General features: G+C 66.1%; 32 protein-coding genes and 2 tRNA genes. 11 read left to right on the top strand and 23 right to left on the bottom strand.

Annotated features, from left to right (window positions below; genetic code table 11):
* Positions 1–156: 156 nt before the first annotated feature.
* Entirely contained in the window at positions 157–1,146 is a 990-nt protein-coding gene (locus AC1RU4_RS07540; protein WP_492890436.1) for a DUF6492 family protein, read from the top strand.
* Positions 1,147–2,009: 863 nt separating this feature from the next.
* Here the strand turns inward: AC1RU4_RS07540 and AC1RU4_RS07535 are convergent.
* The 7 genes from AC1RU4_RS07535 to AC1RU4_RS07505 form a co-directional block, all read right to left on the bottom strand.
* A complete protein-coding gene (locus AC1RU4_RS07535; protein WP_492890435.1) occupies positions 2,010–2,267 on the bottom strand; it encodes a hypothetical protein in 258 nt (85 codons plus the stop codon).
* 110 nt (positions 2,268–2,377) lie between these two features.
* Positions 2,378–2,587 carry a cold-shock protein gene (locus AC1RU4_RS07530; RefSeq protein WP_492890434.1) on the bottom strand — a complete coding sequence of 70 codons (210 nt, stop codon included), beginning with the start codon at positions 2,585–2,587 and terminating at the stop codon, positions 2,378–2,380.
* A 188-nt stretch (positions 2,588–2,775) separates the two neighbouring features.
* Positions 2,776–3,045: a 30S ribosomal protein S21 gene (gene rpsU / locus AC1RU4_RS07525; RefSeq protein ID WP_492890433.1), complete on the bottom strand. Its 270-nt coding sequence runs from the start codon at positions 3,043–3,045 to the stop codon at positions 2,776–2,778.
* A gap of 135 nt (positions 3,046–3,180) precedes the next feature.
* A complete protein-coding gene (locus AC1RU4_RS07520) occupies positions 3,181–4,536 on the bottom strand; it encodes a sensor histidine kinase (protein ID WP_492890432.1) in 1,356 nt (451 codons plus the stop codon).
* Positions 4,533–5,210, bottom strand: a complete 678-nt coding sequence (locus AC1RU4_RS07515; RefSeq protein ID WP_492890431.1) for a response regulator — start codon at positions 5,208–5,210, stop codon at positions 4,533–4,535. The genes AC1RU4_RS07520 and AC1RU4_RS07515 overlap by 4 nt, the downstream gene beginning before the upstream one ends.
* Before the next feature lie 38 nt (positions 5,211–5,248).
* Positions 5,249–5,842: a cytochrome b/b6 domain-containing protein gene (locus tag AC1RU4_RS07510; RefSeq protein WP_492890430.1), complete on the bottom strand. Its 594-nt coding sequence runs from the start codon at positions 5,840–5,842 to the stop codon at positions 5,249–5,251.
* 2 nt (positions 5,843–5,844) lie between these two features.
* The gene (locus AC1RU4_RS07505) at positions 5,845–6,117 is read right to left on the bottom strand and encodes a PepSY domain-containing protein (RefSeq protein ID WP_492890429.1); all 273 of its coding nucleotides are present in this window, start codon (positions 6,115–6,117) and stop codon (positions 5,845–5,847) included.
* A 214-nt stretch (positions 6,118–6,331) separates the two neighbouring features.
* Between AC1RU4_RS07505 and AC1RU4_RS07500 the strand changes: the two genes are divergently transcribed.
* On the top strand, positions 6,332–6,793 hold the full coding sequence (locus AC1RU4_RS07500; protein WP_492890428.1) for a hypothetical protein: 462 nt from the start codon (positions 6,332–6,334) through the stop codon (positions 6,791–6,793).
* A 70-nt stretch (positions 6,794–6,863) separates the two neighbouring features.
* Here the strand turns inward: AC1RU4_RS07500 and AC1RU4_RS07495 are convergent, their stop codons facing one another.
* Positions 6,864–7,286 carry a VOC family protein gene (locus tag AC1RU4_RS07495; protein ID WP_492890427.1) on the bottom strand — a complete coding sequence of 141 codons (423 nt, stop codon included), beginning with the start codon at positions 7,284–7,286 and terminating at the stop codon, positions 6,864–6,866.
* A 57-nt stretch (positions 7,287–7,343) separates the two neighbouring features.
* On the opposite strand from AC1RU4_RS07495, the gene AC1RU4_RS07490 reads away from it, so the two are divergent.
* The 3 genes from AC1RU4_RS07490 (at position 7,344) to AC1RU4_RS07480 (ending at position 9,439) form a co-directional block, all read left to right on the top strand.
* Complete coding sequence (locus AC1RU4_RS07490) at positions 7,344–8,105, top strand: SIR2 family NAD-dependent protein deacylase (RefSeq protein ID WP_492890426.1); 762 nt, start codon at positions 7,344–7,346, stop codon at positions 8,103–8,105.
* Between the two features lie 130 nt (positions 8,106–8,235).
* Positions 8,236–8,838, top strand: a complete 603-nt coding sequence (locus tag AC1RU4_RS07485; RefSeq protein WP_492890425.1) for a cold-shock protein — start codon at positions 8,236–8,238, stop codon at positions 8,836–8,838.
* Between the two features lie 124 nt (positions 8,839–8,962).
* Positions 8,963–9,439 carry a DUF192 domain-containing protein gene (locus AC1RU4_RS07480; protein WP_492890424.1) on the top strand — a complete coding sequence of 159 codons (477 nt, stop codon included), beginning with the start codon at positions 8,963–8,965 and terminating at the stop codon, positions 9,437–9,439.
* Between the two features lie 26 nt (positions 9,440–9,465).
* Here the strand turns inward: AC1RU4_RS07480 and AC1RU4_RS07475 are convergent, their stop codons facing one another.
* Complete coding sequence (locus AC1RU4_RS07475; RefSeq protein WP_492890423.1) at positions 9,466–11,130, bottom strand: glycosyltransferase family 4 protein; 1,665 nt, start codon at positions 11,128–11,130, stop codon at positions 9,466–9,468.
* 404 nt (positions 11,131–11,534) lie between these two features.
* Here AC1RU4_RS07475 and AC1RU4_RS07470 point away from each other — a divergent pair.
* From AC1RU4_RS07470 to AC1RU4_RS07445, 6 genes are all read left to right on the top strand, one after another.
* Positions 11,535–11,611 (top strand) — tRNA-Pro (locus AC1RU4_RS07470).
* Between the two features lie 90 nt (positions 11,612–11,701).
* Entirely contained in the window at positions 11,702–12,007 is a 306-nt protein-coding gene (locus tag AC1RU4_RS07465; protein ID WP_492890422.1) for an ETC complex I subunit, read from the top strand.
* Positions 12,008–12,077: 70 nt separating this feature from the next.
* A tRNA-Arg gene (locus tag AC1RU4_RS07460) sits at positions 12,078–12,154 on the top strand.
* Positions 12,155–12,278: 124 nt separating this feature from the next.
* Positions 12,279–12,947, top strand: coding sequence for an SOS response-associated peptidase (locus AC1RU4_RS07455; protein ID WP_492890421.1), 669 nt, complete (start codon positions 12,279–12,281; stop codon positions 12,945–12,947).
* A gap of 66 nt (positions 12,948–13,013) precedes the next feature.
* The gene (locus tag AC1RU4_RS07450; RefSeq protein ID WP_492890420.1) at positions 13,014–13,298 is read left to right on the top strand and encodes a hypothetical protein; all 285 of its coding nucleotides are present in this window, start codon (positions 13,014–13,016) and stop codon (positions 13,296–13,298) included.
* Positions 13,299–13,324: 26 nt separating this feature from the next.
* The gene (locus tag AC1RU4_RS07445; RefSeq protein WP_492890419.1) at positions 13,325–13,588 is read left to right on the top strand and encodes a hypothetical protein; all 264 of its coding nucleotides are present in this window, start codon (positions 13,325–13,327) and stop codon (positions 13,586–13,588) included.
* 72 nt (positions 13,589–13,660) lie between these two features.
* Here the strand turns inward: AC1RU4_RS07445 and AC1RU4_RS07440 are convergent, their stop codons facing one another.
* From AC1RU4_RS07440 to AC1RU4_RS07375, 14 genes are all read right to left on the bottom strand, one after another.
* Positions 13,661–13,864, bottom strand: a complete 204-nt coding sequence (locus tag AC1RU4_RS07440) for a hypothetical protein (protein ID WP_492890418.1) — start codon at positions 13,862–13,864, stop codon at positions 13,661–13,663.
* Positions 13,861–14,199 (bottom strand): hypothetical protein, encoded by a 339-nt coding sequence (locus AC1RU4_RS07435; RefSeq protein WP_492890417.1) that lies wholly within the window; start codon positions 14,197–14,199, stop codon positions 13,861–13,863. Before AC1RU4_RS07435 ends, AC1RU4_RS07440 begins: the two co-directional genes overlap by 4 nt.
* Positions 14,177–14,602, bottom strand: a complete 426-nt coding sequence (locus AC1RU4_RS07430; protein ID WP_492890416.1) for a hypothetical protein — start codon at positions 14,600–14,602, stop codon at positions 14,177–14,179. Before AC1RU4_RS07430 ends, AC1RU4_RS07435 begins: the two co-directional genes overlap by 23 nt.
* Positions 14,602–15,006, bottom strand: a complete 405-nt coding sequence (locus AC1RU4_RS07425; protein ID WP_492890415.1) for a hypothetical protein — start codon at positions 15,004–15,006, stop codon at positions 14,602–14,604. The genes AC1RU4_RS07430 and AC1RU4_RS07425 overlap by 1 nt, the downstream gene beginning before the upstream one ends.
* Positions 15,003–15,206, bottom strand: a complete 204-nt coding sequence (locus AC1RU4_RS07420) for a hypothetical protein (protein ID WP_492890414.1) — start codon at positions 15,204–15,206, stop codon at positions 15,003–15,005. The genes AC1RU4_RS07425 and AC1RU4_RS07420 overlap by 4 nt, the downstream gene beginning before the upstream one ends.
* On the bottom strand, positions 15,203–15,982 hold the full coding sequence (locus AC1RU4_RS07415) for an N-acetylmuramidase family protein (RefSeq protein ID WP_492890412.1): 780 nt from the start codon (positions 15,980–15,982) through the stop codon (positions 15,203–15,205). Before AC1RU4_RS07415 ends, AC1RU4_RS07420 begins: the two co-directional genes overlap by 4 nt.
* Positions 15,983–16,229: 247 nt before the next feature.
* Positions 16,230–16,421: a hypothetical protein gene (locus AC1RU4_RS07410; RefSeq protein WP_492890411.1), complete on the bottom strand. Its 192-nt coding sequence runs from the start codon at positions 16,419–16,421 to the stop codon at positions 16,230–16,232.
* A 2-nt stretch (positions 16,422–16,423) separates the two neighbouring features.
* The gene (locus AC1RU4_RS07405) at positions 16,424–17,617 is read right to left on the bottom strand and encodes an SGNH/GDSL hydrolase family protein (protein WP_492890410.1); all 1,194 of its coding nucleotides are present in this window, start codon (positions 17,615–17,617) and stop codon (positions 16,424–16,426) included.
* A complete protein-coding gene (locus tag AC1RU4_RS07400; protein ID WP_492890409.1) occupies positions 17,614–17,997 on the bottom strand; it encodes a hypothetical protein in 384 nt (127 codons plus the stop codon). The genes AC1RU4_RS07405 and AC1RU4_RS07400 overlap by 4 nt, the downstream gene beginning before the upstream one ends.
* Positions 17,997–18,527, bottom strand: coding sequence for a hypothetical protein (locus tag AC1RU4_RS07395; protein ID WP_492890408.1), 531 nt, complete (start codon positions 18,525–18,527; stop codon positions 17,997–17,999). Before AC1RU4_RS07395 ends, AC1RU4_RS07400 begins: the two co-directional genes overlap by 1 nt.
* Positions 18,528–18,587: 60 nt before the next feature.
* Positions 18,588–19,532, bottom strand: coding sequence for a CE1 family esterase (locus AC1RU4_RS07390; RefSeq protein WP_492890407.1), 945 nt, complete (start codon positions 19,530–19,532; stop codon positions 18,588–18,590).
* Complete coding sequence (locus AC1RU4_RS07385; protein WP_492890406.1) at positions 19,529–19,981, bottom strand: hypothetical protein; 453 nt, start codon at positions 19,979–19,981, stop codon at positions 19,529–19,531. The genes AC1RU4_RS07390 and AC1RU4_RS07385 overlap by 4 nt, the downstream gene beginning before the upstream one ends.
* Positions 19,978–20,541 (bottom strand): hypothetical protein, encoded by a 564-nt coding sequence (locus tag AC1RU4_RS07380; protein WP_492890405.1) that lies wholly within the window; start codon positions 20,539–20,541, stop codon positions 19,978–19,980. Before AC1RU4_RS07380 ends, AC1RU4_RS07385 begins: the two co-directional genes overlap by 4 nt.
* Complete coding sequence (locus tag AC1RU4_RS07375; protein ID WP_492890404.1) at positions 20,541–21,629, bottom strand: glycine-rich domain-containing protein; 1,089 nt, start codon at positions 21,627–21,629, stop codon at positions 20,541–20,543. Before AC1RU4_RS07375 ends, AC1RU4_RS07380 begins: the two co-directional genes overlap by 1 nt.
* Positions 21,630–21,635: the final 6 nt, after the last annotated feature.

Raw genomic sequence — 21,635 nt, 5'->3', positions numbered from 1 at the left:
AGCGCACCGGTCTGCCCGGCCCGAAAAACACGTACGGTGCCTACTGACCAATCCGAAAATCTGGTACCGTCGACTTGGATGCTGTCGGCCGGCATCGTTGCCGGTGCGCAGCTGCTGAGCATCGTTTGGCGGCGGCGATGAGCAGAGGAATTGACTATGGTAAATGTCGGTGATGCCTTGCAAAATATAACTGAGACAAATCAAAGCGAAAATAAAGCTATCGATTTCGTGACGGTAACTTATCAAGGTGACGTTAATCTTTGGCTATTGCAAGCGCGTTCATTTGCCAAATATATTCCGCTCAAAATGGTGTCATCGATAAACGTCATAATAAATGATGATGATGAAGCAGCTATTAAGTCGAAAGAGATTGTCGACAGCAACATTTCTTTGTTTAGAAATTTAAAGGATAAGGTTCGAGTCTGGACGAAATCCGACATTCTTCGTCATTCCATGTTGCGGCGCGGTTGGGTTCATCAGCAGGCAATCAAGCTGCTGTCTTTTAGGATATGTCCGTCGGAGAGAATTGTAATTCTCGACGCAAAAAATCATTTCATACATCCGGTCTCGTCGAAGGAGTTCTTTGCCGAAGACGGGCGTCCGAAGACATATACTCGCGTTCGCGCGAGTGACAATTTTCAGTATTTATGGATAGAGGCGAGCCTGCGTGTCGTCGGGCTTGATCCCGAAATCGCGGCATTGCCGGCGCCTCCGACGATTACACCTTACCCTGTTCTGAAAAGCACTCTCCAGGACTTGGTCGCGGAGATTGATGAAAGGTTCGGCTCTGTCGAACACTTTTTCAGTACCAAGAGGGATCCCTGTACGGAATTTCTGCTGATATATGCGTTTGAGCTGAGGCGTAAGGGTAGCCTGGAAGGGTATTACTCGTTGGGACTTCGAGCGCCCAGTACGGTATTTGCCACAACTCCCAGTACGGACGAGCAATTCGACGCGCTGCTCAATAAAGCGGAGTCGGGAAATAATCCCATATTTTCGATTCACAAGGAGCGAAAGGGAAAGATAAAAGAACAGCATTATCGAAGGATTGCCAATATTTGGAAATCTCGCGGGCTGGCGTCCGATGATGAAGTCAAGCAGATATTGGGGGAGCCCGTATCCGAGACCAGCCCGGTAGCATCCTGATCTGCGTGAGAAAGCGCCAAGGCGCCGAAGAGGCTGCCGTCAAACTGCGCCGGATCGATGTGTTGCTCTCCTAGGCCCGATCCTCCGACGCATTGACCTGATCGCGTGGCCGATAATGCCGTGAGGAAAATGCCCGGCCTCGTTGCGCGGTGATCGCCATGAAGCCGGATGATCGGCTTTTCAGGCGGTAGCGTCGGGAGCCGCTGAGTGCCGGGCGGCGCTTTGCATGTCCCAATCCTGGTCGGCAGGCATTGAATCTGTCGGAGCGGCGGGGTTGTCACGCGTTCCGATCGCGTCGCCCGCTCAGGCGGTTACGTTCAATCGCAGACCGGTCTATGCCGGCGACCGGGCGTGCGGATCTGGCCGCGGAAAAAGCGGATATTCCTGCCAATTGCGCGGAGATGGCCCGCCGCGACCGATCGGCATATCCGGCATCGTGCCAGGCGAGGGTGCGCGCACGGCCATTCGTTGCTCTCGTCGATCGTTGCCCGACGTCCCTATGCAGGGGCGTCCAATTGCGGCGGAGAGTCAGTCAAGCCGGATCATGCAGGCCGAGAGTACATGCCACGTTCACTGAACCCGAGGTGATGGCGGTGGCAAGGTAGCGGTGTTCTCCGATGGCTTCGTCCATCGCAGCCTATCCCCCTGTCATGGCTCGTGATCGAACGGCAATCCGTATGTGCCGCGGATTGCCGGGTCGAAGTCGTCACTGCTGGGGGAGGTGGTTTCGGAATGTGCGGTCGCAGGCTCTTCCCGCGGGTTGGCGCCGACGCGCGCACCCGGGCGTCCGGCCCGTGTTGTCCATCAAGGCCGCCGAATGTCGTCGCGGCGCCTCTCTCCGCGGCGCGGATCGCCCGGCCTCCTCAGGCCGTACGGGCGCGGCGCACCGACTTCGCGGCCGGCTTGGCCGATGCCGACTTCGCAGCCGACTTGACTGCCGCCGCCTCGCGCTCGACAGCTTCCTTCTCCAGCCGGGCGAGCCGGAGGCGCTCGGTCTTGGCATCGCGGCGGGCGACCTCTTCGTCGACCATGGCCATCGCCGCCTTCGACACCGCATCCGCCCGCGCTTCCGTCTTCGACAGATGCGGCTTGAACAGCGTATCGCGGTTGACCTTCGCCATCGGACTCAATCCTTCCATAACGAAAAAAGGCCGGGTATGCCCCGGCCTTCCCTCAACTGCCTCAACGGTTCCTGCCGGTACATCCGCGGTCGGAAACCGAAGGCAAAGACTCACGCGGCCTTAAGGCTGCCAGCCGAGAGCTTGCCGGTGCGGCGGTCGGACTCGACCTCGTAGGAGATCTTCTGACCGTCGGCCAGCGACTGCAGGCCAGCACGCTCAACCGCCGAAATATGCACGAACACGTCCGGGCCGCCGGCATCCGGCTGAATGAACCCGTAACCCTTCTGCCCGTTGAACCACTTCACAGTACCGGTAGCCATGACGATTTCCTTTCGATCGACATAGGTTTTAGATCGCTCGCACATAAGCGCGAACGTGTTGCTGAATCGATTTGAGAGGAAGCTCGCTACGGCGCACCAAGGCGCAAGACAAAGTTCAACGTACAAGATCGATTGTAGTATATTAACCCAGGACCCATGCTTTTCGCAAGGGTGCCGGATTTTTTATTTCAGCCTACGGCCGAGGCAGCCCGGGGCGCGCCGCGGGCGACGAGCGGCTTCTTCTTCGGCGGGGCGAGCAGCCCTTCGCGCACGGCCTGCTTGCGGGCCGCCTTGCGGGCGCGGCGAACGGCCTCGGCCTGCTCGCGCGCCTTGCGCTCGGAAGGCTTCTCATAGGCGCGGCGCGCCTTCATTTCACGGAAAATGCCTTCGCGCTGCATCTTCTTCTTCAGCACGCGCATCGCCTGTTCGACATTGTTGTCGCGAACGAGAACCTGCAAAATATCTCCAATCTGCCTGCTGCCGAGTTTGGCAGCCCATGGCGAGGCAGGGACTATAAGCCGCTCGGGCGCAATTGGAAGATGCTTGGTCGGATTTCGATCAATCTCTTGTGGTGCCGGCCCGGCGAAATCCCGTCAAACCGCCGGCAGGCCGGCCGGCGCGAGGCGCAATGTGGCGCAGGTGCCCCTGGGCGCGCGGTTGCCGAGGACGAAGCTGCCATCATGCACGGCGGCGATGCGCCGGACGATCTCCAGCCCGATGCCGAGCCCGCCCGAGCGCTTGTAGCGGGGCGTCGCGCCGACCGTCGCCGGCTCGCCGGGGCCGACGCCGTCATCTTCGACGGTCACGCGGCCGTCGGGATGCGAGGCGACGAGAATGGCGATGCCCGGCCCGCCATGGCGCACCGCGTTCTCGATAAGGTTGCGCACCGCATCCTTGATCAGCGCCGGGTGGCCACGGATCGCCGGAGCGCCGCCGGGTTCGAAGCCGATGCTGGCGCCGCGCTCATAGACCCAGGCGGCCAGCGACGCGACGACTTCCTCCAGAAGCCTGTCGAGATCGATCTCCACCAGCGCGGCGGCGTCCACCGCCTCCAGCCGGGCGAGCGCCACGATCTGCTCGACGAAGCGCGCCAGTTCCTCCACCTCGGCGACGGCGCGGCGCGCACGCGGATGATCGATGCGCTCCAGTTCCAGGGTCAGCACCGCCAGCGGGGTGCGGATCTCGTGGGCGATCGCCGAGGTGAACAGCTTCTGCGACTGGACCAGCTCGCGGATGCGGACATAGGAGCGGTTCACCGCCCGCGCCAGCTGCTCGATCTCGCGCGGCATGCCGGCGGTGTCGAGACGCGCCTGCGAATCCATCGGGTCGAGATGGTCGGCGGCCGTCGCGGCCTTGGCGACCGGCGACAGGGCGGTGCGGATCGACAGGATGGTCGCCCCGAGCACGAAAAGCAGCGAGAGGCTCATCGGCACCAGCATGTGCTCGATCGCCTCGTCCCTCAGCACCGACAGGACGGCGTTATGCGGGTCGCGGCTGATCGCCACCTCGATGAACACGGTGCGTCCGTCGATCTCCACCGTGCGGCCGCCGGCGAAGGACAATGGCAGGCCTGGGGTCTGGACGCGCAGCCAGAAGGTGGGCGGATGGAGTTCGAGCGGCAGGAAATGCTCGATGCAGGATTCGTCGCAGTGCGAGAACAGGATGACGCCGGACTGGGTCCGTACCCGCGCGATATAGCCGGTGCCGTCCTTTCCGTAGCGGTCCGCAAGGCTGGGCGGCAATTCGAAGCGCAGCCGCGTATCGTGGATGGAGAGGCCCTCGGCGATCGCCGCGGCTTCCCGCTCCATCAGCAGCCGGGCGAGATTCTGCGGATCGTGCAGATATTCCGCCAGCACGGCCGCCAGCTGCGCCAGCATGGCGAGGACGGCGAACAGCAGGATGCGACGGGCGACGATGGAGACCAGTGGTCGCGCATTGCCGCGCCTCATGGCGAAATTTCGCGCATGAAGTAGCCGACCCCGCGGACCGTCTCCACCGAGACCCCGGTGGCATGCGCGGCGAGCTTGCGGCGCAGGCGGGAAATGACGAGCTCGATGGCGTTGGTGCTGATCTCGTCCTGGAAATCGGAGAGCTTCTCCTCCAGCACCCGCTTCGGCGTGACCCGGCCGAGATTGCGCATGAGGATTTCGACGAGCGCCCGCTCGCGCGGCGCCAGTGCGATCGGATCCTCGCCGCAGCGCAATTCCAGCGCGGCGACGTCGAAGCGCAGCGCGCCCGCCTCGATCACCGGCCGCACCGCCAGCGGCGCGCGGCGCAGCAATGCGCGGGCTCGGGCGAGCAGCTCTCCATTGTTGAAGGGCTTTGTCAGGTAGTCGTCGGCGCCGGCGTCGAGGCCGGCGATGCGCTCGTCCACGGCCCCCCGCGCTGTCAGCACCAGCACCGGCGTAGCATCCCGACGGCGACGGAGACTATGCAGGACATCCAGTCCGTCGCCGTCGGGAAGGCCGAGATCGAGCAGCACGAGGTCGTAGGCGGCACTTGCGAGCGCGCCCTCGGCCTCGTGCACGCTGCCGACCGCATCGAGCCGCCAGCCGGCATCGCGAACCGTCTCCGCGACCAGTTCGCGCAGTCGCGCGCTGTCCTCGACCAGAAGCAGCCTCATGCTCGCCGTCTCATGCCCGCCGATGAACGAACGGCCATTCAAGCACGTTTCCGGCCCGTCACCATCGACCAGACCAGGTTCTCGCGATGGCGCCAGCTTTCCAGCAGTGCCGCCGCCGCGTGGATCAGGGCGAGGATCATGATGCCGTTGGCGAGGGCTCCATGCACGTCCTTCAGCCAGTCGTCGCCCCAGAAGGCGTCGAGCGTGGCCATCCACCCCGTGAGCGTCGTGGCGGCGAGCAGGAACATCAGCGTGAGCATCATCACGGCCGCCGCCGGATTGTGGCCGAGCAGGCGCGGCTCGCGTCCCCGGACCAGCGCCGCGACATAGGTCTTGAGCCGGGACGGGGAGGGCACGAAATCGGAGAAACGCGCATGGCGGGTTCCGACGAAGCCCCAGGTCACCCGCACCGCCAGGGCGGCGGCGATGGCGTATCCGACATACCGATGGGCGAGCTTGCCGTCTTCGAGGATGAACAGGTTGAGCACGCAGCCCGTCACCACCGTCCAGTGGAAGAGCCGGACCACGATGTCCCATACCGGGACCTGTCGCGGCGGGACGTGCCGGAAGGCAGGCTGCCCGCCCGTGCCATTGGGTGGAGCGAGGTCGGTCGGGAAGGGGTCCGGCTTCATGGTCAATCGATCTCCGACTTCACGACGGCGCCGGTTACCGGATTGAAATAGACCTCGGCCTTCTTGCCGTCCTTGGTGAAGCCGTAGATTTCATAGCAGCTGCCCGTCACCTTGAAGGTGCGGATCTTCTGATAGCCCATCTCGGCAATCTTCGCCTTCATGGCATCCTCGGACATCCACTTGTCCTTGGCCTCGGCGGTGCAGGCCGGACCGGCGAGGGCGGCGACGGGGGCGAGAATGGAGGCGGCGACGAGGCCGGCGATCAACTGACGCATGCGGCAGATCCTTTGACTGTCTTCTCGGGAGCGGCGGACGCCGTCCCGCCCCGAGCTATAGGGGCGCCAGCCTGTCGGCCCGCTGTCGGTCGAAGCCGATAGCGCCAGATGCCGTGTCGGGCTTAATCTCGCCGCGATGCGGCTGCTCACTCACTCCTCGCAAGCCATGCCGAAACCGTTCAGATCAATCCCGCGCCTCGTCTTCGAAGCCCTTGTGGCGCTTGTCGTCCTGGTGGACGAACTGGCGCGTCCGATCTATCGCCCGCTGCTCCGCGTGGTGGCAGGCTGGCGGTTCGTGCAGCGTTTCGAGGGCTGGGTGGCCGGCCATGGGCGCTGGGCGACGCTGGTCCTGCTCGCCGTGCCGCTCGCCATCGTCGAGCCGATGAAATTCCTGGCGGTGCTCTGGGCGGCGCGCGGGCATGTGGTTTCCGGCACCGTGGCGCTCGGCGTCGCCTATCTCGTCAGCTTCGTGGTGGTCGAGCGCATCTACAGCGCCGGCAAGCCGAAGCTGATGACCTTCCCCTGGTTCGCCTGGGGCGTCGGGCTGATGCTGAAGGTGCGGGGGGCGATGCTGGACATGTTGCGCGCCAGCGCGCTCTGGCGCCTCGCGGAACGGACGAGGACGCGGCTGCGCGCCGTCGTGGCCCGCTTCAGGGCCGGCAGCGCGCAGCGGTGAGGGCGGGGAACGCTCCCGCCCTCGCGTCGACGTCGGTGGCGATCACCGGGTTGCGCTCACCAGCTTTCGCTCACCATTTGCCGGTGTTCGGCATCGAGGTCCAGGGCTCCTGCGGCTCGCGCTTGCCGCCCTTCTGCAGCAGCTCGATGGAGATGTTGTCCGGCGAGCGGATGAACGCCATGTAGCCGTCGCGCGGCGGGCGGTTGATGGTGACGCCGGCATCCATCAGCTTCTGGCAGGTGGCATAGATGTCGTCGACCTCATAGGCGAGATGGCCGAAATTGCGGCCTTCGCCATAGGCTTCCGGGTCCCAGTTAAAGGTCAGCTCGACCTCGGCGACGCCATTCTGGCCGGGAGCGGCGAGGAAGACCAGCGTGTAGCGGCCCTGCGGAACCTCCTTGCGGCGGACCTCTTCGAGGCCCAGCTTGTTGACATAGAAGTCGAGCGAGGCATCGAGATCGGTGACGCGCACCATGGTGTGAAGATATTTCATGGGTTCCTCGGATGGTTCGGCGCGGACGCCGGACGACTGGACAGGCGGCAGCAACATATGGTCCTCGACGGCGACATCAAGAGTGCACGGGCGGAGCTCGCCGCGATCGTCGCCGGCATGCGCGCCGGCGTCGCCTTTACCGGCGCCGGAATCTCCACCGAATGCGGCATTCCCGATTTTCGCTCGCCGGGCGGATTGTGGACCCGCAACCGGCCGATCGATTTCGATACCTTCCTGTCGAGCCGGGAGATGCGGGACGAGGCGTGGCGCCGGCGCTTCGAGATGGAGCAGGCTTTCGGCACCGCCGCGCCGGGAAGGGGACATCGCGCCCTGGCGCGGCTGCTGCATGACGGCCGCCTCGCCGCCATCGTCACCCAGAACATAGACGGGCTGCACCAGGTATCCGGCGTCGGGGAGGACCGGCTCGTCGAACTGCACGGCAACAGCACCTATGCCACCTGCCTCGGCTGCGGGCGCCGCCACGAACTCGCCTGGGTGCGCGAGCGTTTCGACGCCGCGGGCGGCCGGGCGCCGGGCTGTGAGGAATGCGACGGACCGGTGAAGACGGCGACGATTTCCTTCGGCCAGCCGATGCCTGGCGAGGCGATGATGCGCGCGCGCCGGTTCACTCGGGGATGCGACGTGTTCCTGGCGATCGGTTCGTCGCTGGTCGTCTATCCGGCGGCCGGATTTCCCTTGGAAGCCAAGAGAAATGGCGCGACACTGGTGATTATCAATCGCGAGGCGACGGAATTCGATTCGCTTGCCGACCTCGTGATTCATGCCGATATCGGCGACGTATTGGAAGGTTTCCAATAGGCGATATTGGTAATTTTGAATCAATTGGGGTGTTTTCGTGGCAGAATCGGGTGCTATGCTTAGCATTGCGAGAATCAAGCCGACGCTTGGGTAAGATCAGGCGCAGCGCTGCCGAAAGTGGGGTGGGTCGATGGTGTCCGACGGATCTTCGCCACGTTATGGCTTGAACGCGCGTGGCGAGCCGGGCGACGACCTCGACGATCATCTGGGCGCGGATGGCGCCGTTGTCCAGCTCGCCGGTACCATCAAATGGTTCGACGTCTCCAAGGGTTATGGCTTCATCGTGCCGGACCAGGGCGGCAGCGATGTGCTGCTGCATGTCACCTGCCTGCGCCGCGGCGGCTTCCAGACAGCGCAGGAAGGCGCCCGCGTGGTCTGCGACGTAGTGGCGCGCGAGCGCGGCTTCCAGGCGCTGCGCGTCATTTCCATGGACGAGTCGACCGCGCTGCACCATTCGCAGCTGCCGCAGGCGCGCACCCATGTGGCGGTGCAGCCCACCAGCGGTTTCGAGCGCGCCTGGGTGAAATGGTTCAACCGTCTGCGCGGATTCGGCTTCCTCACCCGCGGGGAGGGCACGCCGGACATCTTCGTGCACATGGAAACGCTGCGCCGGCACGGCCTCACCGAATTGCGGCCGGGGCAGGCGCTGCTGGTGCGTTTCGGGCCCGGGCCGAAAGGGTTGATGGCCGCCGAGGTCCGGCCGGACGGCTCCTCGACGCCGTCATCGCACTGAACGCCTCATATCGCCGGGGATGTGGCGCCGCGACGCCGTGAGCGGTCATATCGGCGCCATGTTGCGCTGGTGCCCTCGTCCGATCCTCCGCCCCAGAAGGGAAGGCGCCGCGCGCCGCAGCCTCATGACCTCTCGCTTCCGCTTGCCTGTCCTGCCGGCCTCGCTGCTGGCGCTGTGCCTCGTCCTGCTCGCTTTGGCGCCGTCGGCGTCGAGGGCCGCCAGCTTCGAGAAGGCGACCATCGAAACCCGCTCCGGCCCGGTGGTGTTCGATGTCGAGATCGCCATTACTGCCGATGAGCGGGCCAAAGGCCTGATGTACCGCACCGAACTGGCGCCCAATGCGGGGATGCTGTTCGATTTCAAGGTGCCGCAGCCGGTCTATATGTGGATGAAGAACACCTATGTCCCGCTCGACATGCTGTTCATCCGCGCCGATGGGCGGATCGCCCGCATCGCCGCCGACACCACGCCGCTCTCCACCCAGACGATCGAATCAGGCGAGCCGGTGCGGGCGGTGCTGGAACTGCCCGCCGGCACGGCGAAGGCGCGTGCGATTGCGGTTGGCGACCGCGTGCAGCATCGCTTCTTCACGGGGAACTGATTTTCGCGTGCAGTCGACGCGCCGGCCTATTCCGCCGGCACGACCTGCAGCACGGCGGGGCGCTCGCCGGAAATGGCGCGCGGCAGGGGCGGCCAGTCGACGGCCGCCCGCCCGGCGGGCGCAGCCCCGGCGGCCGACGCGTCGATCCGGTCGAGCAGGCGGGCGGTCTGGGCGCGCAGCGTCTCCACCTCGCGGGTCAGCCGCTCCAGCCGTTCGTCGGTCTGCCGCCGCGAGCGCTCGATCGCGACCACCGTACCAAAATTGAGGCTGAGCATGGCGCGCCGTATCATCCGCAGGAAGCGGCTGGTGAGGCGGTGCTTGGACGGGAAGCCGTGGCGCCAGACGCTGCGATAGAGGTCGTCCTCCGCAAGGCGGTCGACGCGGCGCAGCAGGTTGTCGAACGATTCGAGGTCGTGCAGCGTCACGAACCGGCCGGGCGTGTCGGCCGGAATGGTGCGCAGTGTCCGCGCCAGCTCGGCGGGCAGCGGAGGAACGTCCTGTGCCGCCAGGGTGGCGGCGACGAGTTCGCACGGGCCGCTGTCGGCAGCGGCTGCGGCTGGGATGGAAGGCGGCGCATTGGCGGCATTCATGGCCGCGGCCTGCAATTGCGCCTCCGCAACCGCGCCGGTGAAGCGCCGCAGCAGGTGATGGGTCTGCCACCCCGCTATGGCGATGCGTATGGAGGGCTGCAGCGCTATCGCCACCCGCCGGGCGATCTCGACATGGTCCGGCATGGCGACCGCCAGCGGATGGCCGGCAAGCACCTCGCCCGCCGCGGTGGTGGCGAGCCCGACGACCGGCAGGCCGAAGCGCATCGCCTCCAGCACCGGCAGGCCGAAGCCCTCATGTTCGGAAAGGCCGACGAACACGTCCGAGTGGTGGTACAGCGCGTCCAGGGCCGCCGGCTCGACCGCTCCATGGTCGATCAGATCGACGCCGAGCTCGGCCGCCAGGCTTTTCACCTCGTCGGCATAGCGCTGCATGGCGGTGTCGACATGCCCGGCAATGTGCAGCTCGACGCGGCGCCCGGTGAGATGACGCAGGCAGGCGGCGGTGGCGACGAGGTGCTTGTGGCCCTTATGCGGCACGAAGCGCCCGACGAACAGCAGCCGTATCGTGTCGGCATGGCCGGCAAAGGCGGTGCGCTCGAGGCGGGCCGGCACCGGCGCGATCGCCGCGATGCGCATGATGGGCGAGGTCGGGTAGACGACCCGCAGGCGCGCGGGATCGGCGCCCAGCCGCTCGAGCTGTTCGGCCGAGAACTGTGAGTTCACCCAGAACTCGACGTCGTTGCGGGCGGCGAAGCGCCGGATCTGCGTGAAACCCCGCACCGTGCGGGTGGTGGTTTCCATTGAATAGGGCGCGAAGAACCAGGGCGGCGTGTTGTTGTGCCAGCGCACCACCTTGCGCGCCGGCAAGGCGAGGAAGGTGTCGTCGAAGGGGGGCCAGCCGTCGCACCAATGGTAGATGACCAGGCAGTCGCGACCGTCGCCGACGAAATCCGCGAGCGCCTCTATCGGACGGCAGTCGAGGTCGGTTTCGCTTCCGGTGGCGGTGAAGAGTGCGACGGACGGCGAGTGCGACGATTTTTCCTTGAAGACATCAAGATGAAAAAGACAATCGGCCGAAATTGAGTCCGATCTATTGTCGAGATTGTGGACAATAAGAGCTATTTTGCGCGGAACAGCCATGGGTGTCTTTTCATCGTCAGTTGACGCACAGTCGAACCGTGCAGCGATTTTTATTATTAAAAAGTGACTTTTCTCTTGCTTTCGTATGGGCACAAAGTGGAGAAACGGTGTTTGTGTGTCAACGAATTTTGATTCCTTGTCACGGGCTTGTGGCCTTGTGTTGCCTTATCGGAACACCTTGCGTCAGTATAATTCGCGGCCGGGTTGCGTCGCCGTCGCAGTGCTTCTGATCGCGCGTATCCGGCGACCGCGCCACAATCACCTCACCGGGGCACAATCATCGCGCGGCGCCCTGCGTTCGGGCTCCGGCCCTTGCCTTGGCACCGGCATCTGTGCCATTTCCTCATGTGTCGAAGCTTGGTGCGCGCGGATGAAATCCTTGCGCGCCAAGTGATTGCGAGTGGCGGGGTATAGCGCAGCCCGGTAGCGCGGAAGTTTTGGGTACTTCAGGTCGCAGGTTCGAATCCTGCTACCCCGACCAAACCGAACCCGCGCCGTGCTTCGCCGCCTTTGCCGCTGGTGGAAACCGGGTCGCGGGAAGCCGGCCCGCTTGTGTTGGGAGCGCAGGTCGATGGTCGCACGCATCTATAAGCCGAGCCGGAACGCCATGCAGTCCGGCTCCGCCAAGACGAAGCTCTGGGTACTGGATTACGAGCCCGAGCAGCCGCGGCAGGTCGAGCCGCTGATGGGCTATACCAGCTCCGGCGACATGAAGAGCCAGCTGCGCCTAGGCTTCGACAGCAAGGAAGAGGCAGTCGCCTATGCCGAGCGGCATGGCATCGCCTACCAGCTGCAGGAGCCGAAGGAGCCGGCCCGCCGCAAGATGGCCTATTCCGACAATTTCAGCTTCCGCCGCGTCGGCCAGTGGACGCATTGAGGCCTCGCGCCGATCGGTGCGGGTCGATTGCCTGGGATGGCCGCGTCCAGGCGCGGCGCCATCCCGTTGCGGCCCCGTAGCTCAGCTGGATAGAGCAGCCGCCTTCTAAGCGGCAGGTCCCTGGTTCGAGCCCAGGCGGGGTCGCCAGCTAGTATGTTGATATTTCAAGCATAAATTTTATCTCCTTCGGCGCGTTGGATGGAACAGATAGGGCACATTGCAGCTTGATTTCGGTCGTTTGAGACACATAGTCCCGAGAAAGTCCCGAGCCATGTGCAATCTCTACAGCCACCACTCGAACCTGCACGCGATCACCGACCTCGTCGGCACCCTGCGTAACGGCGTCGGCAACCTGCCGCCCATGCCGGCGATCTTCCCGGACTATCCGGCGCCGATCGTTCGCGAGGCTGGCAGCGGCGAGTGCGAGATCGTCATGGCCCGCTGGGGCATGCCGTCGCCCGCCTTCGCTCTGGCTGGCAAGAAGACGGACAAGGGCGTTACCAACATCCGCAACACGAACTCGCCGCACTGGCGACGGTGGCTCGGCCCCGAGCATCGCTGCCTTGTCCCCTTCACCGCCTTCAGCGAGCCGCCTGCGGGTGCCCGCGGGCCGGAGACATGGAAATGGTTCGCCCTCCGGGCCGATGAGCCACTCGCCTTCTTCGCCGGCCTATGGACATCATGGACGTCGGTTCGGAAACTGAAGGAGGGGGAGGTCACCGCCGATCTCTACGGCTTCCTGACGACCGAACCGAACGGCATCGTCGGCGCGGTTCACGCGAAGGCCATGCCCGTCATCCTCACCACGGCCGAGGAGCGAGAGGCTTGGCTGAGAGCGCCATGGGGTGAGGCGAAGGCGCTGCAGAGATCCTTGCCGGACGACGCCGTGGTGGTCGTTGAGCCGGGCGCGACAATGGGCGACGCGATACCAGCTGCTTGACACTCGACATGGAACGTTCTCTTTTCGTTCGCCATGTCGAAGGTTGAGACGATAGGCACGCCCCCAATGAAGAGGCCGGATTTCAACGCCTCCACCATCGGCGCCATGCTGGATGACGGGTTCAGTCTTTGGGCCGCATGCCACAACGAGCGCTGCCGTCACAGCGCCGAGCTTGACCTCGCCATGCTCGCGCAGCGTCTCGGCCGCGATCACAGCACGCTGCGCATCCATCTCTGTCCTCGCCTCAAATGCAGCGCCTGCGGCGGGCGGGACATCGGCATATGGTCGAGCGGCGGGGGCCATCCGTCCGGCACCAGGTCGCGGGGCGGCAGCGAGCCGACTGGCACATGACGAGGGAATCGCCGAAGAAGGCGGCCATGGAACCCTATGCCCCCGTTCGGCGGAAAATCACCAGGATCGACGGCAACTGGATGCTGCCACCGGGCAATCCGCCGCCCGACATGCGCACATGGACCGGATGGTCGGCGTTCATCCCGGGCGAACTCGGTCACGTCAAAAAGCGGGTGGCGCAGGTGTCCATCTCTTTCCCCGCCGACTTCATACCGACGGACGGCGGCGTGGTGATCGTCGCGGGGCATAGCGATCTGCTGAAGATCGTGGACGCACTGCGACCGGCCTGAAACGAAAAAAGCCCCGCCAGCCCTCCGAAGAAGGCCGACGGGGCGGTGGTGCGACGCTGAGGGCCGACCCGTTCAATCCCTGATCTGCATGGAGCGCGGCGCGGCCTCGCGCAGCTTGCGCATCGCGCGTGCGTCATAGGCTTTCATGATCAGTTGAGAGGCGAGGGCCTCCGCCTGCTGCGGCGTCAGGTCCAGCCCGCCGCCATGGCAGAGCACGACCCGACCGGCGCGGGCGACGACGGGCGGCGCGGATTCATGCGAGATGATGTCCGTCATCCGCGCCCCCTCGGGCTGCGCCGCCTCGGCGGCGGCGGGGGCGGCTCGCGCAGGGCGTCACGGATCTGCTCCATCAGCGCGGTGAGTTTGGCCTCCGCGGCGTCATGCTGGGCCGCGATCCCCTCGCGCAGCACGACGGTGAGTTCGCGCACCGCCGCCGCCACGTCGCGGAAAGTGTCGGTGTCGACCATGGTGGCGCCCATGATCGCATATTCGGGCGCCGGCGCCCGGGTCGCCTTGGCCTTGTCGCCTTCGCGGGAGCCGCGCCAGGCGGCGAGCAGGGAGATCAGGAGGGTGCCGACGAGCACGGCGTCAGCGACGGTGATACCGAGCATCGAATGCCGCCCTATACACGTTCGCGGAATCAGCGAGGGCGAGCAGCGCATAGACGCCGACACCAGTGGAGACCGCGCCGGAGGCGGTAGAGCCGAGATATTGCAGCCAGGCGATTTGCCCCCAGATGATGCAGCCGGCGCCCGCCCCCGCCATTCGGAAGAACGGCGAGCGCGGCCAGCGGCCATTGATGATCAGGGCGACGACCCGGGCGGCGCCGATGACGCCGAGCGCCGCCGCCAGCCGGGTTTCGCTGAAGCCCGCGCGCACGAACTCGGAGAAGGTGGGCGAGGTCGCGAGCGTATCGCCCGGCTGCGTCAGGACGATGCACCACACCAGCATCACCCCGGCCGAAAACCATTCCATCGAGCGGTCGGCGTGGGAATTGAGGAAGCGGACCAGCATCAGCGCCCCCTTCCGGCAACCTGCCGGGTGATCAGCGCCCCCGCGTCGCCGAGCACGATGGCCGGGACGAGGATGGTCGCCATATCGTTGATATGCGCCGGCACGTCGACCACCACCAGCGCTAGGCCGAACCATGGATTGACGATCTGCACCAGGTAGATCGCCGACCACCACAGGCCGAACGGCACCACGATGAGCCAGCGGCCGACCCGCACCGCCGACCAGCGGTCCTGCGCTTCGGCAAGCGCGATGTCGCGCGCCGCCTCGAGCTTGGAGATGGTGAGCTCGGCGGCGACCCGGTCCTGATCGTTCTTGGCATCGAGGCGCGCCTTGTAGGCGTCGAGCAGCGGGCCGGTGAACTGCTTGATCACACCGCCCGTCAGCAGCGAGAGGAGCCAGCTCATGTCCGCCATCCCCAGCGCTTGGCCAGCCAGTACCAGCCCTCGATCGCCGCACCGAGCGCAACGCCGATTCCGGCCTCCACCAGCATGGCGACGTCCGGATCGGACGTCAGCGTCGAGACGTCGTCGATCGACAGCAGCCCGCGGGCGAGCAGCATGCCGGCGAGATAGCGCAGGACGATGCGGGCAACGGCGCCGTTCATGCTCGGGCTCCCTTGAGCAGCCTGGCCAGCGCCGCGAACAGGCCGGCCCAGACGGAAACCGCCGGCACAGCGGCCGGCGGCGGGGAAACGGGGATGGGAGGATTGGCCGCTACGGGCGGCGGCGCGGCCGGCGGCGGCTCGTGCTGCAGCTGGTCGGGGCTCCAGGGCGTGTCGCGGATCCTCGCCCACTTGGCGAAAGCCGCCGCCATGCGGGTGTCGTATCTGTTCTTCGCATAGCCGGTGCCGTTATAGACCCGCGCCACGGCCGCCCAGTCGTGCCGGCGCAGGTCGTCGTCGATGCCGGACTTGATCAGGAAGGCGACGATCGCCTCGAGGTGCGCCTCCTCATCCTCCATGAAGGCCAGCACCATGGCCTGCGGCGTCGCATAGCCGGCCATGGCGCAGTTCTCGCCGAGTATCTGCCCGAGCCCCCAGGAGCAGGCCTTCAGCGCCGCCGTCTCGTCGATCGCCAGCGCCCTGGCGAGCTTGGGATATTGCTCGCTCTCCTTGCCATAGGGCCTGGTGCCCCACACCTTGTAGGCGAGCCCGGCCGCCACCGCCTTGTCACGCTTGTCGCCGGAGAGGTTGCGGTAGAAGACATGCGGCTCGAACAGGATCTTCGGTCGCCCCTGCGGATCGAAGCCGCTGCCGGAGGTCTCCACCTCCATGAAGGCGTGAAGCTCATCCTCACCGACGCCGATTCGGGCGCCGAGGCGCGGCAGGTCGATATCGTCCAGCGGCTTCGCGCGGCCGCGGAAGCCCCTAAAATCGGTCATGGCGATGTCCGGGTTGCAGGCACAAAAAAGCCGCCCCGAAAGGCGGCGGTGCGGGCAGGCTGAGAGGGGACGCCTAAGCCGTGACGGCCTCGTCAATGCATCTCGACGTCAATCGGGCCTGTGCTAGTCTTTGACGGCCAAGCGTCGTTCCGCCCGATGGGACGCATGGTGTGGCCGGGCGCGCTCCCCGAAACGTCGCGTCCGGCCATTCCCGCGAGGTTACCCACGCGGCTCGGCATCGGATGGCTCACTCCAGAGTGACGGCTTCGGCTTCACGGTAAATCCCGATCTCCGCCCCGCCCTCCGGCCGCAGGCCATGAAAGCTGTAGGGCTTGCCCTCAAACATGATCGTCGGCGGGTAGTAGTCGCCGATCTCGATCTCTGCGGCTTTCACGACGTTGATCATGTCATCGATCAGTTCGACGCTGATGGTCTGCATGGCTATCCTATGAATTTGTGGATGAAGGCGGCGCGGGCCTGGGCCTTGACCGAGTATCCCTTGCGCGATTGATGCACCATCCCGGTCGTGAGACCGAGAGCGTTGCAGGCTGCCCAGCTGCCGTAAATCGCGTTCATGTCGATCAAGGCGATGCCGAGTTCATGGGCGGCCTCGTAGATCCGCGCGACATGCGCATCGATGACGCTTTGCGCCGCCCAGCTCGTCGACGGCGGGACCGGCGTTTCGAGCACCACGTTCACGCCGACCGACATCCAGTTGCTGATGATGGACAGTAGATTGGTCTTGAAGGTCACATCGCTTACAGGCGCGGTGTTCATGTCGTTCAAGCCGACATTGAAGAAGATCAGGTTCGGCCGGAGATATGACCGGGTCAGCGCCTGACGCGGCTCCCATATGTTGCCGGAAAGCGCCCATTGGACACTGCTGGACGACGGCCACCCCATATTCCAAACCCGGACGCGGGGGATCGAAGCATCCCAACACTCAATCCCCATGATGTAGACGGTGCCGGAGGCCCACGTCGCGCTGATCGTGTGCGTGCCCGAGGCGAAGGTGAGTTCGGCGCCAACAAAATCCTTCAAACCATCAGTGTTGATGAGCGTCGGCGCGCCGCCGTCGACATCGACATTGAAGGTCCCGAACCCCGTATTGCGCAAATACCAAACGACAGCCTTGGTGCAGGCGCGCGTTGTCGTGAACGATACTTTGTCGCCAGTGCCGTCCAGCCAGAAGGACCGGCCGCCGGGGTGGTTGTTGGCTTGGCCTACCGACCCGGCGAACGCAATTCGACTGTCCGAGCCGGGAAGCGAGCCTGACGCGAGATTGCCAAACACGTTGTCAAACGCGACATCGTAGCCCTTCTTTTCCAGAAGCTTCGCGGTCTGGATCCCAACTCCATTGGGATATTGGCCGGTCCCGCCGGTGTCCTCGGTGCCTCTGTCCGTGCTGTCGCCACATGATGCGATGATCGTGTCGCCCAGCCCGAGCCGGGTGCCGCCAAGGGCAGAGATGACATTGAGGTACTTCTTCGCATCGAAGTTGTAGACCGGGTCCATGCCGAGCGAGCGCTGCGCCGCAAGCAGGCTCGTGGCCGGGTCGGACGGTTTCGGGATAAGACGGCCCCTGAGCTTGGCGTTGGTGACGCCGCCCGCGCGTTCGATATCAGCTTCGTTCACTGGCGCACCCACAGGCTCATGGTCGCAAGGTTGCCGTCGACATCGCGGGTGATCGTCTGCACCCATGACGTCGCGCCGTCGGTGATCGTGGTGGTCAGCAGGTTGCCATCGGCATCGCGGGTGACCGCTGACACGGCATAGCTGTCGGGATAGATCACGACGCCGGTATCATCGGCCACGCCCCCGCCCGGCTGGAGAAAGAGGGCCTTCAGGATTCCGACCATCGTCGCACTGCCGGTCCCGGCCCATGCGGCGTCCGCCGTCTCGCCGATCTCGGGGATGAAGGGCGATTGCGTCTGCACCCCATCGACCGTGTGCCCCCGGAAGGTCGTGATTTCGGCGGATGCATCCTTGACCTGATAATTGTTCGGCGTCGCCATCAAAGCCACCCGCTCTGGTAGGGGTTGGAAAAGTCGAGGCGACCCGTTGTGGCCGCAACGATCTGCTGCATTTCGACAAGCATCAGCTCGGCCGCGTCGCGAGCGGCCTCCGCTTCCGCCAGCGCGGCGAGAGCCTCGGGGGTGACGTCGCCCTCCGGCCCCTCGGGACCCACTGGCCCCTGGATGCCGGGAATGACGACCGCGCCGGCGGCCGGCAGCACGAGCTCGCCGATCTTGCCCAGCATGAAGGTGCCGGCGGCAATCTTCGAGCGCCGCCCGTCGAGGGTGCGGAACAGGTCGTAATGCGGCCCGCTCGGGAACATTTCCGACGTCTCGACCGAGCGAACCCAGGTTACCGTGCCCGGCGCGCCGACGAGCACCCCCTCGTCGGAGGTGACCGCCAGGCATCCGCCGGGCCAGGCCAGTTCGAGCTCCAGAAAACTCCCGGTCAGGTCAATATCCGGGAAGGTCCACACCACGTCAGGATCGTTCGTGCCGACATTGAAGCCGGTCGCTGGCGTCGCGGCCATGCTGATACTCCTCTTGAAGGCCGGCGGCGGGGGCGGAGGGATGAGGCCGCGCGGGAGGCCTCAGGCGCTGCCGATGCCGAACAGGGTGCAGAACTCGCGTGTCGCGTGGACATCCATCGGCGTCGCGCCGGCCTGGAACGGGTAAGAGCTGCCGGGCCATGTGTGGCCGGGGATCACGAGATTGTCCGGCGGCGTCGGGGAGGCCCGGTAGAGGGCGACGAACCGGGTCGGGTCGACGCTGTCCACATGCAGGAACTTGCGCTCCAGCATGCCATCCGCGGCCGGATTGACGAGCGTGTCGGTCAGGGTCGGGGTCGTAAGCTTCCCCGCGAAGATATCGCGCGTCTCGACCGCGCCGAGCACGGTCCCGCCGGGGGAGCCGGGGATGGTCCCACCGCCATAGGGCATGAGCGGATCGGTGGTGGCATCGAAGATCGCGAGGCTGACGGCGGGAGAAGACGCCGCCGCGCTCGCCATGTCGGCCGGCAGGTTCGCCACCACCGCCCCGAAGCCCGCGAACGTGGCGCTGGCCTCGATCGCCAGCCGATAGACCATCATGCCGCCATTGGAAGCGCCGAGGGCGAAGACCCGTCCCGCGTCGATCCACCCCGAATCCACCAGCTGGTCAACCAGGGCCCCGGCGAACCCGACATCGTCCTGGCCTGCCGTCTCTCCCCGGCCATCGCTCCACTGCTGGGCGGTCGAGGCCGGGATCGCGACGACGAACCCGTACTCATCGGCGAAGGAGATGACCTCGCTCTGCAGCGCGATCTTCTCCGGCTCGGCCCGTCCGCCGTGGAAAATCACGACGCAATCGGCGCCCGCGCCGAGGCCGGCGGGCCGGTAGACGAAGAATTCCCGCTGCGCGGACCCAACCGACACGGTGCGCTTCAGGGCGCCCATATAGGCCAGGGGCGTCCAGATGGTGCGACCGAGCAGGCGCACCTCCCTCACATCGCGGCCCGCCACGCGGACAGCGCTGTAAGGCGTCAGGTCGAGCTTCATTCGGCCACCCGGACATAGAAGCGGAATCGGCTGGTGTCCTCCTCGGCCGGGGGCCAGTCCTCTTCTTCGACCAGGGTGACGATCGAGGAAAGCTCCAGATCCGGCCGCCAGAGCGTGCCGTCGAAAATGAGATCGACGCGGATATGGGGGATGTCGACGATCAGCACCGCGCCATCCGGGAAATCCGCGCCGTTGCCGTCGAGCGTCAGCGGGTTGGCGGCGGCATTGCCGTCGGTAAGGACCGAGACCGTGTCGCCGGCCGACGGCGAGGCCGGCATCGACCAGGTGGCCGCCCCGCCGGAAAGGTCCGCCAGCAATATCTCGCAGGGGATAATCGCGTAGCTGTCTGCGGCAACCACGGTGTATCGGTTCACAACGCCCAGCAATCCACGGCGCAGGTCGAGCGTCCGCGCGCCGGGGTTCTGGATATCCACCACCCCTTCGGTCATTCCGGTTCTCCCGGCCAGATCACCACCGCCACCGCCTCCGCCGTGGCGGCGTCAGGCGCCGCCGCCACCGCCTTCTTCGCCGCCAGCCGGGCGGCCTCGATCTGCGCGCCGATCAGGATCCATTGGCCGTGCAGGGCCCGCACGATGACGCCGACCTCGGCCAGCGTGGCGGCGGTGATGCCGACCTCCGCCGAGAGCATCGGATAGGCGGCCGGCTCCGGCGCGGGATCCTCTTCCAGCATCACGGCTTCCGCCGCCTTCTGCTGGTAGCTCATCGCCTGCCCGGAACCCGCGGTGATGTACTTGGCCCGCTCGGCCTCGGCCTGCGCGTCGATCCGCAGGCTCAACGTCGCCTTCAACGCGTCGAGATCGACAGCCTCCGGCGCGGGCGGCGACCACAGCCCGTCGGCCACCGTCCAGCCGGGGGCGACCGTGTCATCCGTCTCGACGAGATCGGCGACGAAATCGGGGTGGTAGATGTCGGCGGGAACCATGCCGGCGGGCAGCGGCGGGAGGATTTCGCGCGCGACGCCGCCGGGCGCATGAACGAACTGGCTCATCAGACGAGTCCCCCGCCGGTCAGGATGAAGATCGCCCCCTTGGCGGGGTGCTGGACGCTCGGCGTGCCGCCGACCGTGGCGGACGCCAGCCCGCCACCGCCCGGCCAGGTGCCGGCCTCGGTGGTGCCGCCGGAGGTCGGGCGCGTGGCGCCCTTGCCGCCGAACGGCCCGCCGGCGTCGCCGCCGGTGGCCTGGAACTGCTGCAGATTGAAATCGCCGTTGAGGCCGACCTGGCCGGCCCAGTTGATGTCGCCGCCGGTGGCGGTGCCGCCGGCGCCGGGCACGCCGGTGCCGATATTGCCGCCGGCGCCGCCGCCGGCGGTGATGCCGCCGAAGCTCGACGAGCCGCCCGAGGTGCCGGCGCCGGTGCCGCTGGAATTGCCGGCCGCGCCGACCACGCCGGCGATCACCTGGCCGGGCGTGACGCCCCGGCGCTTGAAGGCGCAGGCGCCGCCGCCGCCGCCCTCGCCATGGGTCTCGCCCGGCGTCGTCACGTTGAGGCCGCCGCCGCCGCCGCCGCCGACGATATATTCGTCCTCGGCATAGACGCCCGCCGCCACCGTGTGGCTGACGGCGCCCGCCGTGTCGTAAAGGGTGATCCCGAAGGCCAGCGGCGCCGGGTTGATCAGTTCCCAATGATCGACCATGCAGATCAGCAGCGCCGCGCGGCCGGCCTTCAGCGCGCCGTCGCCGAGCGTCTGCCCGCCATGGAGGACCGGCAGCGCCGCGAGCGCATTGAGCGCGAGCGTCTGCGCGCCGACGCTGTCGACGCCCGGCAGCAGCCGCAGCGCCATGCCGGCCAGCAAGGCATAGGAGGTCGGTGCCGGGGTGATCGCCGCGGTGATCGCGCTCGACGTGCCGGCGGCGACCGCGTAGCTGGTCGCCAGGCTCTGGATGGCGCTCGCCAGCTGGTTGAGCGTGCCGGGCGACGGCGTCAGCCCGGCGGCGGCGACAGCCGCGACGATCTCGCGCTGCGTATGCTCGATCGCTGCGCCCGGCGGCACCGAGCCGCGCGTGGCGCCCGGGGTGTTGTGGTCGACATAGGCGGCGTCCGGGTCGATCGACCCGTACGGGGGATTGTATTTCATGGGGGT

The organism is Ancylobacter sp. GW821-FHT10E12 (assembly GCF_058809335.1).
This window is presented reverse-complemented; position numbering and strand designations above follow the sequence as displayed.

Coding starts and splice junctions, on each gene's coding strand:
- AC1RU4_RS07475 (WP_492890423.1), bottom strand. CDS start 11,130: ATGGCTGTTCCGCGCAAAATAGCTCTTATTGTCCACAATCTCGACAAT.
- AC1RU4_RS07515 (WP_492890431.1), bottom strand. CDS start 5,210: ATGAGGCTGCTTCTGGTCGAGGACAGCGCGCGACTGCGCGAACTGGTC.
- AC1RU4_RS07375 (WP_492890404.1), bottom strand. CDS start 21,629: ATGAAATACAATCCCCCGTACGGGTCGATCGACCCGGACGCCGCCTAT.
- AC1RU4_RS07445 (WP_492890419.1), top strand. CDS start 13,325: ATGGAACCCTATGCCCCCGTTCGGCGGAAAATCACCAGGATCGACGGC.
- AC1RU4_RS07510 (WP_492890430.1), bottom strand. CDS start 5,842: ATGAAGCCGGACCCCTTCCCGACCGACCTCGCTCCACCCAATGGCACG.
- AC1RU4_RS07540 (WP_492890436.1), top strand. CDS start 157: ATGGTAAATGTCGGTGATGCCTTGCAAAATATAACTGAGACAAATCAA.
- AC1RU4_RS07430 (WP_492890416.1), bottom strand. CDS start 14,602: ATGCTGGTCCGCTTCCTCAATTCCCACGCCGACCGCTCGATGGAATGG.
- AC1RU4_RS07490 (WP_492890426.1), top strand. CDS start 7,344: ATGGTCCTCGACGGCGACATCAAGAGTGCACGGGCGGAGCTCGCCGCG.
- AC1RU4_RS07390 (WP_492890407.1), bottom strand. CDS start 19,532: ATGAAGCTCGACCTGACGCCTTACAGCGCTGTCCGCGTGGCGGGCCGC.
- AC1RU4_RS07455 (WP_492890421.1), top strand. CDS start 12,279: ATGTGCAATCTCTACAGCCACCACTCGAACCTGCACGCGATCACCGAC.
- AC1RU4_RS07465 (WP_492890422.1), top strand. CDS start 11,702: ATGGTCGCACGCATCTATAAGCCGAGCCGGAACGCCATGCAGTCCGGC.
- AC1RU4_RS07420 (WP_492890414.1), bottom strand. CDS start 15,206: ATGAACGGCGCCGTTGCCCGCATCGTCCTGCGCTATCTCGCCGGCATG.
- AC1RU4_RS07425 (WP_492890415.1), bottom strand. CDS start 15,006: ATGAGCTGGCTCCTCTCGCTGCTGACGGGCGGTGTGATCAAGCAGTTC.
- AC1RU4_RS07400 (WP_492890409.1), bottom strand. CDS start 17,997: ATGGCGACGCCGAACAATTATCAGGTCAAGGATGCATCCGCCGAAATC.
- AC1RU4_RS07450 (WP_492890420.1), top strand. CDS start 13,014: ATGAAGAGGCCGGATTTCAACGCCTCCACCATCGGCGCCATGCTGGAT.
- AC1RU4_RS07535 (WP_492890435.1), bottom strand. CDS start 2,267: ATGGCGAAGGTCAACCGCGATACGCTGTTCAAGCCGCATCTGTCGAAG.
- AC1RU4_RS07505 (WP_492890429.1), bottom strand. CDS start 6,117: ATGCGTCAGTTGATCGCCGGCCTCGTCGCCGCCTCCATTCTCGCCCCC.
- AC1RU4_RS07385 (WP_492890406.1), bottom strand. CDS start 19,981: ATGACCGAAGGGGTGGTGGATATCCAGAACCCCGGCGCGCGGACGCTC.
- AC1RU4_RS07410 (WP_492890411.1), bottom strand. CDS start 16,421: ATGCAGACCATCAGCGTCGAACTGATCGATGACATGATCAACGTCGTG.
- AC1RU4_RS07485 (WP_492890425.1), top strand. CDS start 8,236: ATGGTGTCCGACGGATCTTCGCCACGTTATGGCTTGAACGCGCGTGGC.
- AC1RU4_RS07440 (WP_492890418.1), bottom strand. CDS start 13,864: ATGACGGACATCATCTCGCATGAATCCGCGCCGCCCGTCGTCGCCCGC.
- AC1RU4_RS07415 (WP_492890412.1), bottom strand. CDS start 15,982: ATGACCGATTTTAGGGGCTTCCGCGGCCGCGCGAAGCCGCTGGACGAT.
- AC1RU4_RS07530 (WP_492890434.1), bottom strand. CDS start 2,587: ATGGCTACCGGTACTGTGAAGTGGTTCAACGGGCAGAAGGGTTACGGG.
- AC1RU4_RS07480 (WP_492890424.1), top strand. CDS start 8,963: ATGACCTCTCGCTTCCGCTTGCCTGTCCTGCCGGCCTCGCTGCTGGCG.
- AC1RU4_RS07495 (WP_492890427.1), bottom strand. CDS start 7,286: ATGAAATATCTTCACACCATGGTGCGCGTCACCGATCTCGATGCCTCG.
- AC1RU4_RS07380 (WP_492890405.1), bottom strand. CDS start 20,541: ATGAGCCAGTTCGTTCATGCGCCCGGCGGCGTCGCGCGCGAAATCCTC.
- AC1RU4_RS07395 (WP_492890408.1), bottom strand. CDS start 18,527: ATGGCCGCGACGCCAGCGACCGGCTTCAATGTCGGCACGAACGATCCT.
- AC1RU4_RS07520 (WP_492890432.1), bottom strand. CDS start 4,536: ATGAGGCGCGGCAATGCGCGACCACTGGTCTCCATCGTCGCCCGTCGC.
- AC1RU4_RS07435 (WP_492890417.1), bottom strand. CDS start 14,199: ATGCTCGGTATCACCGTCGCTGACGCCGTGCTCGTCGGCACCCTCCTG.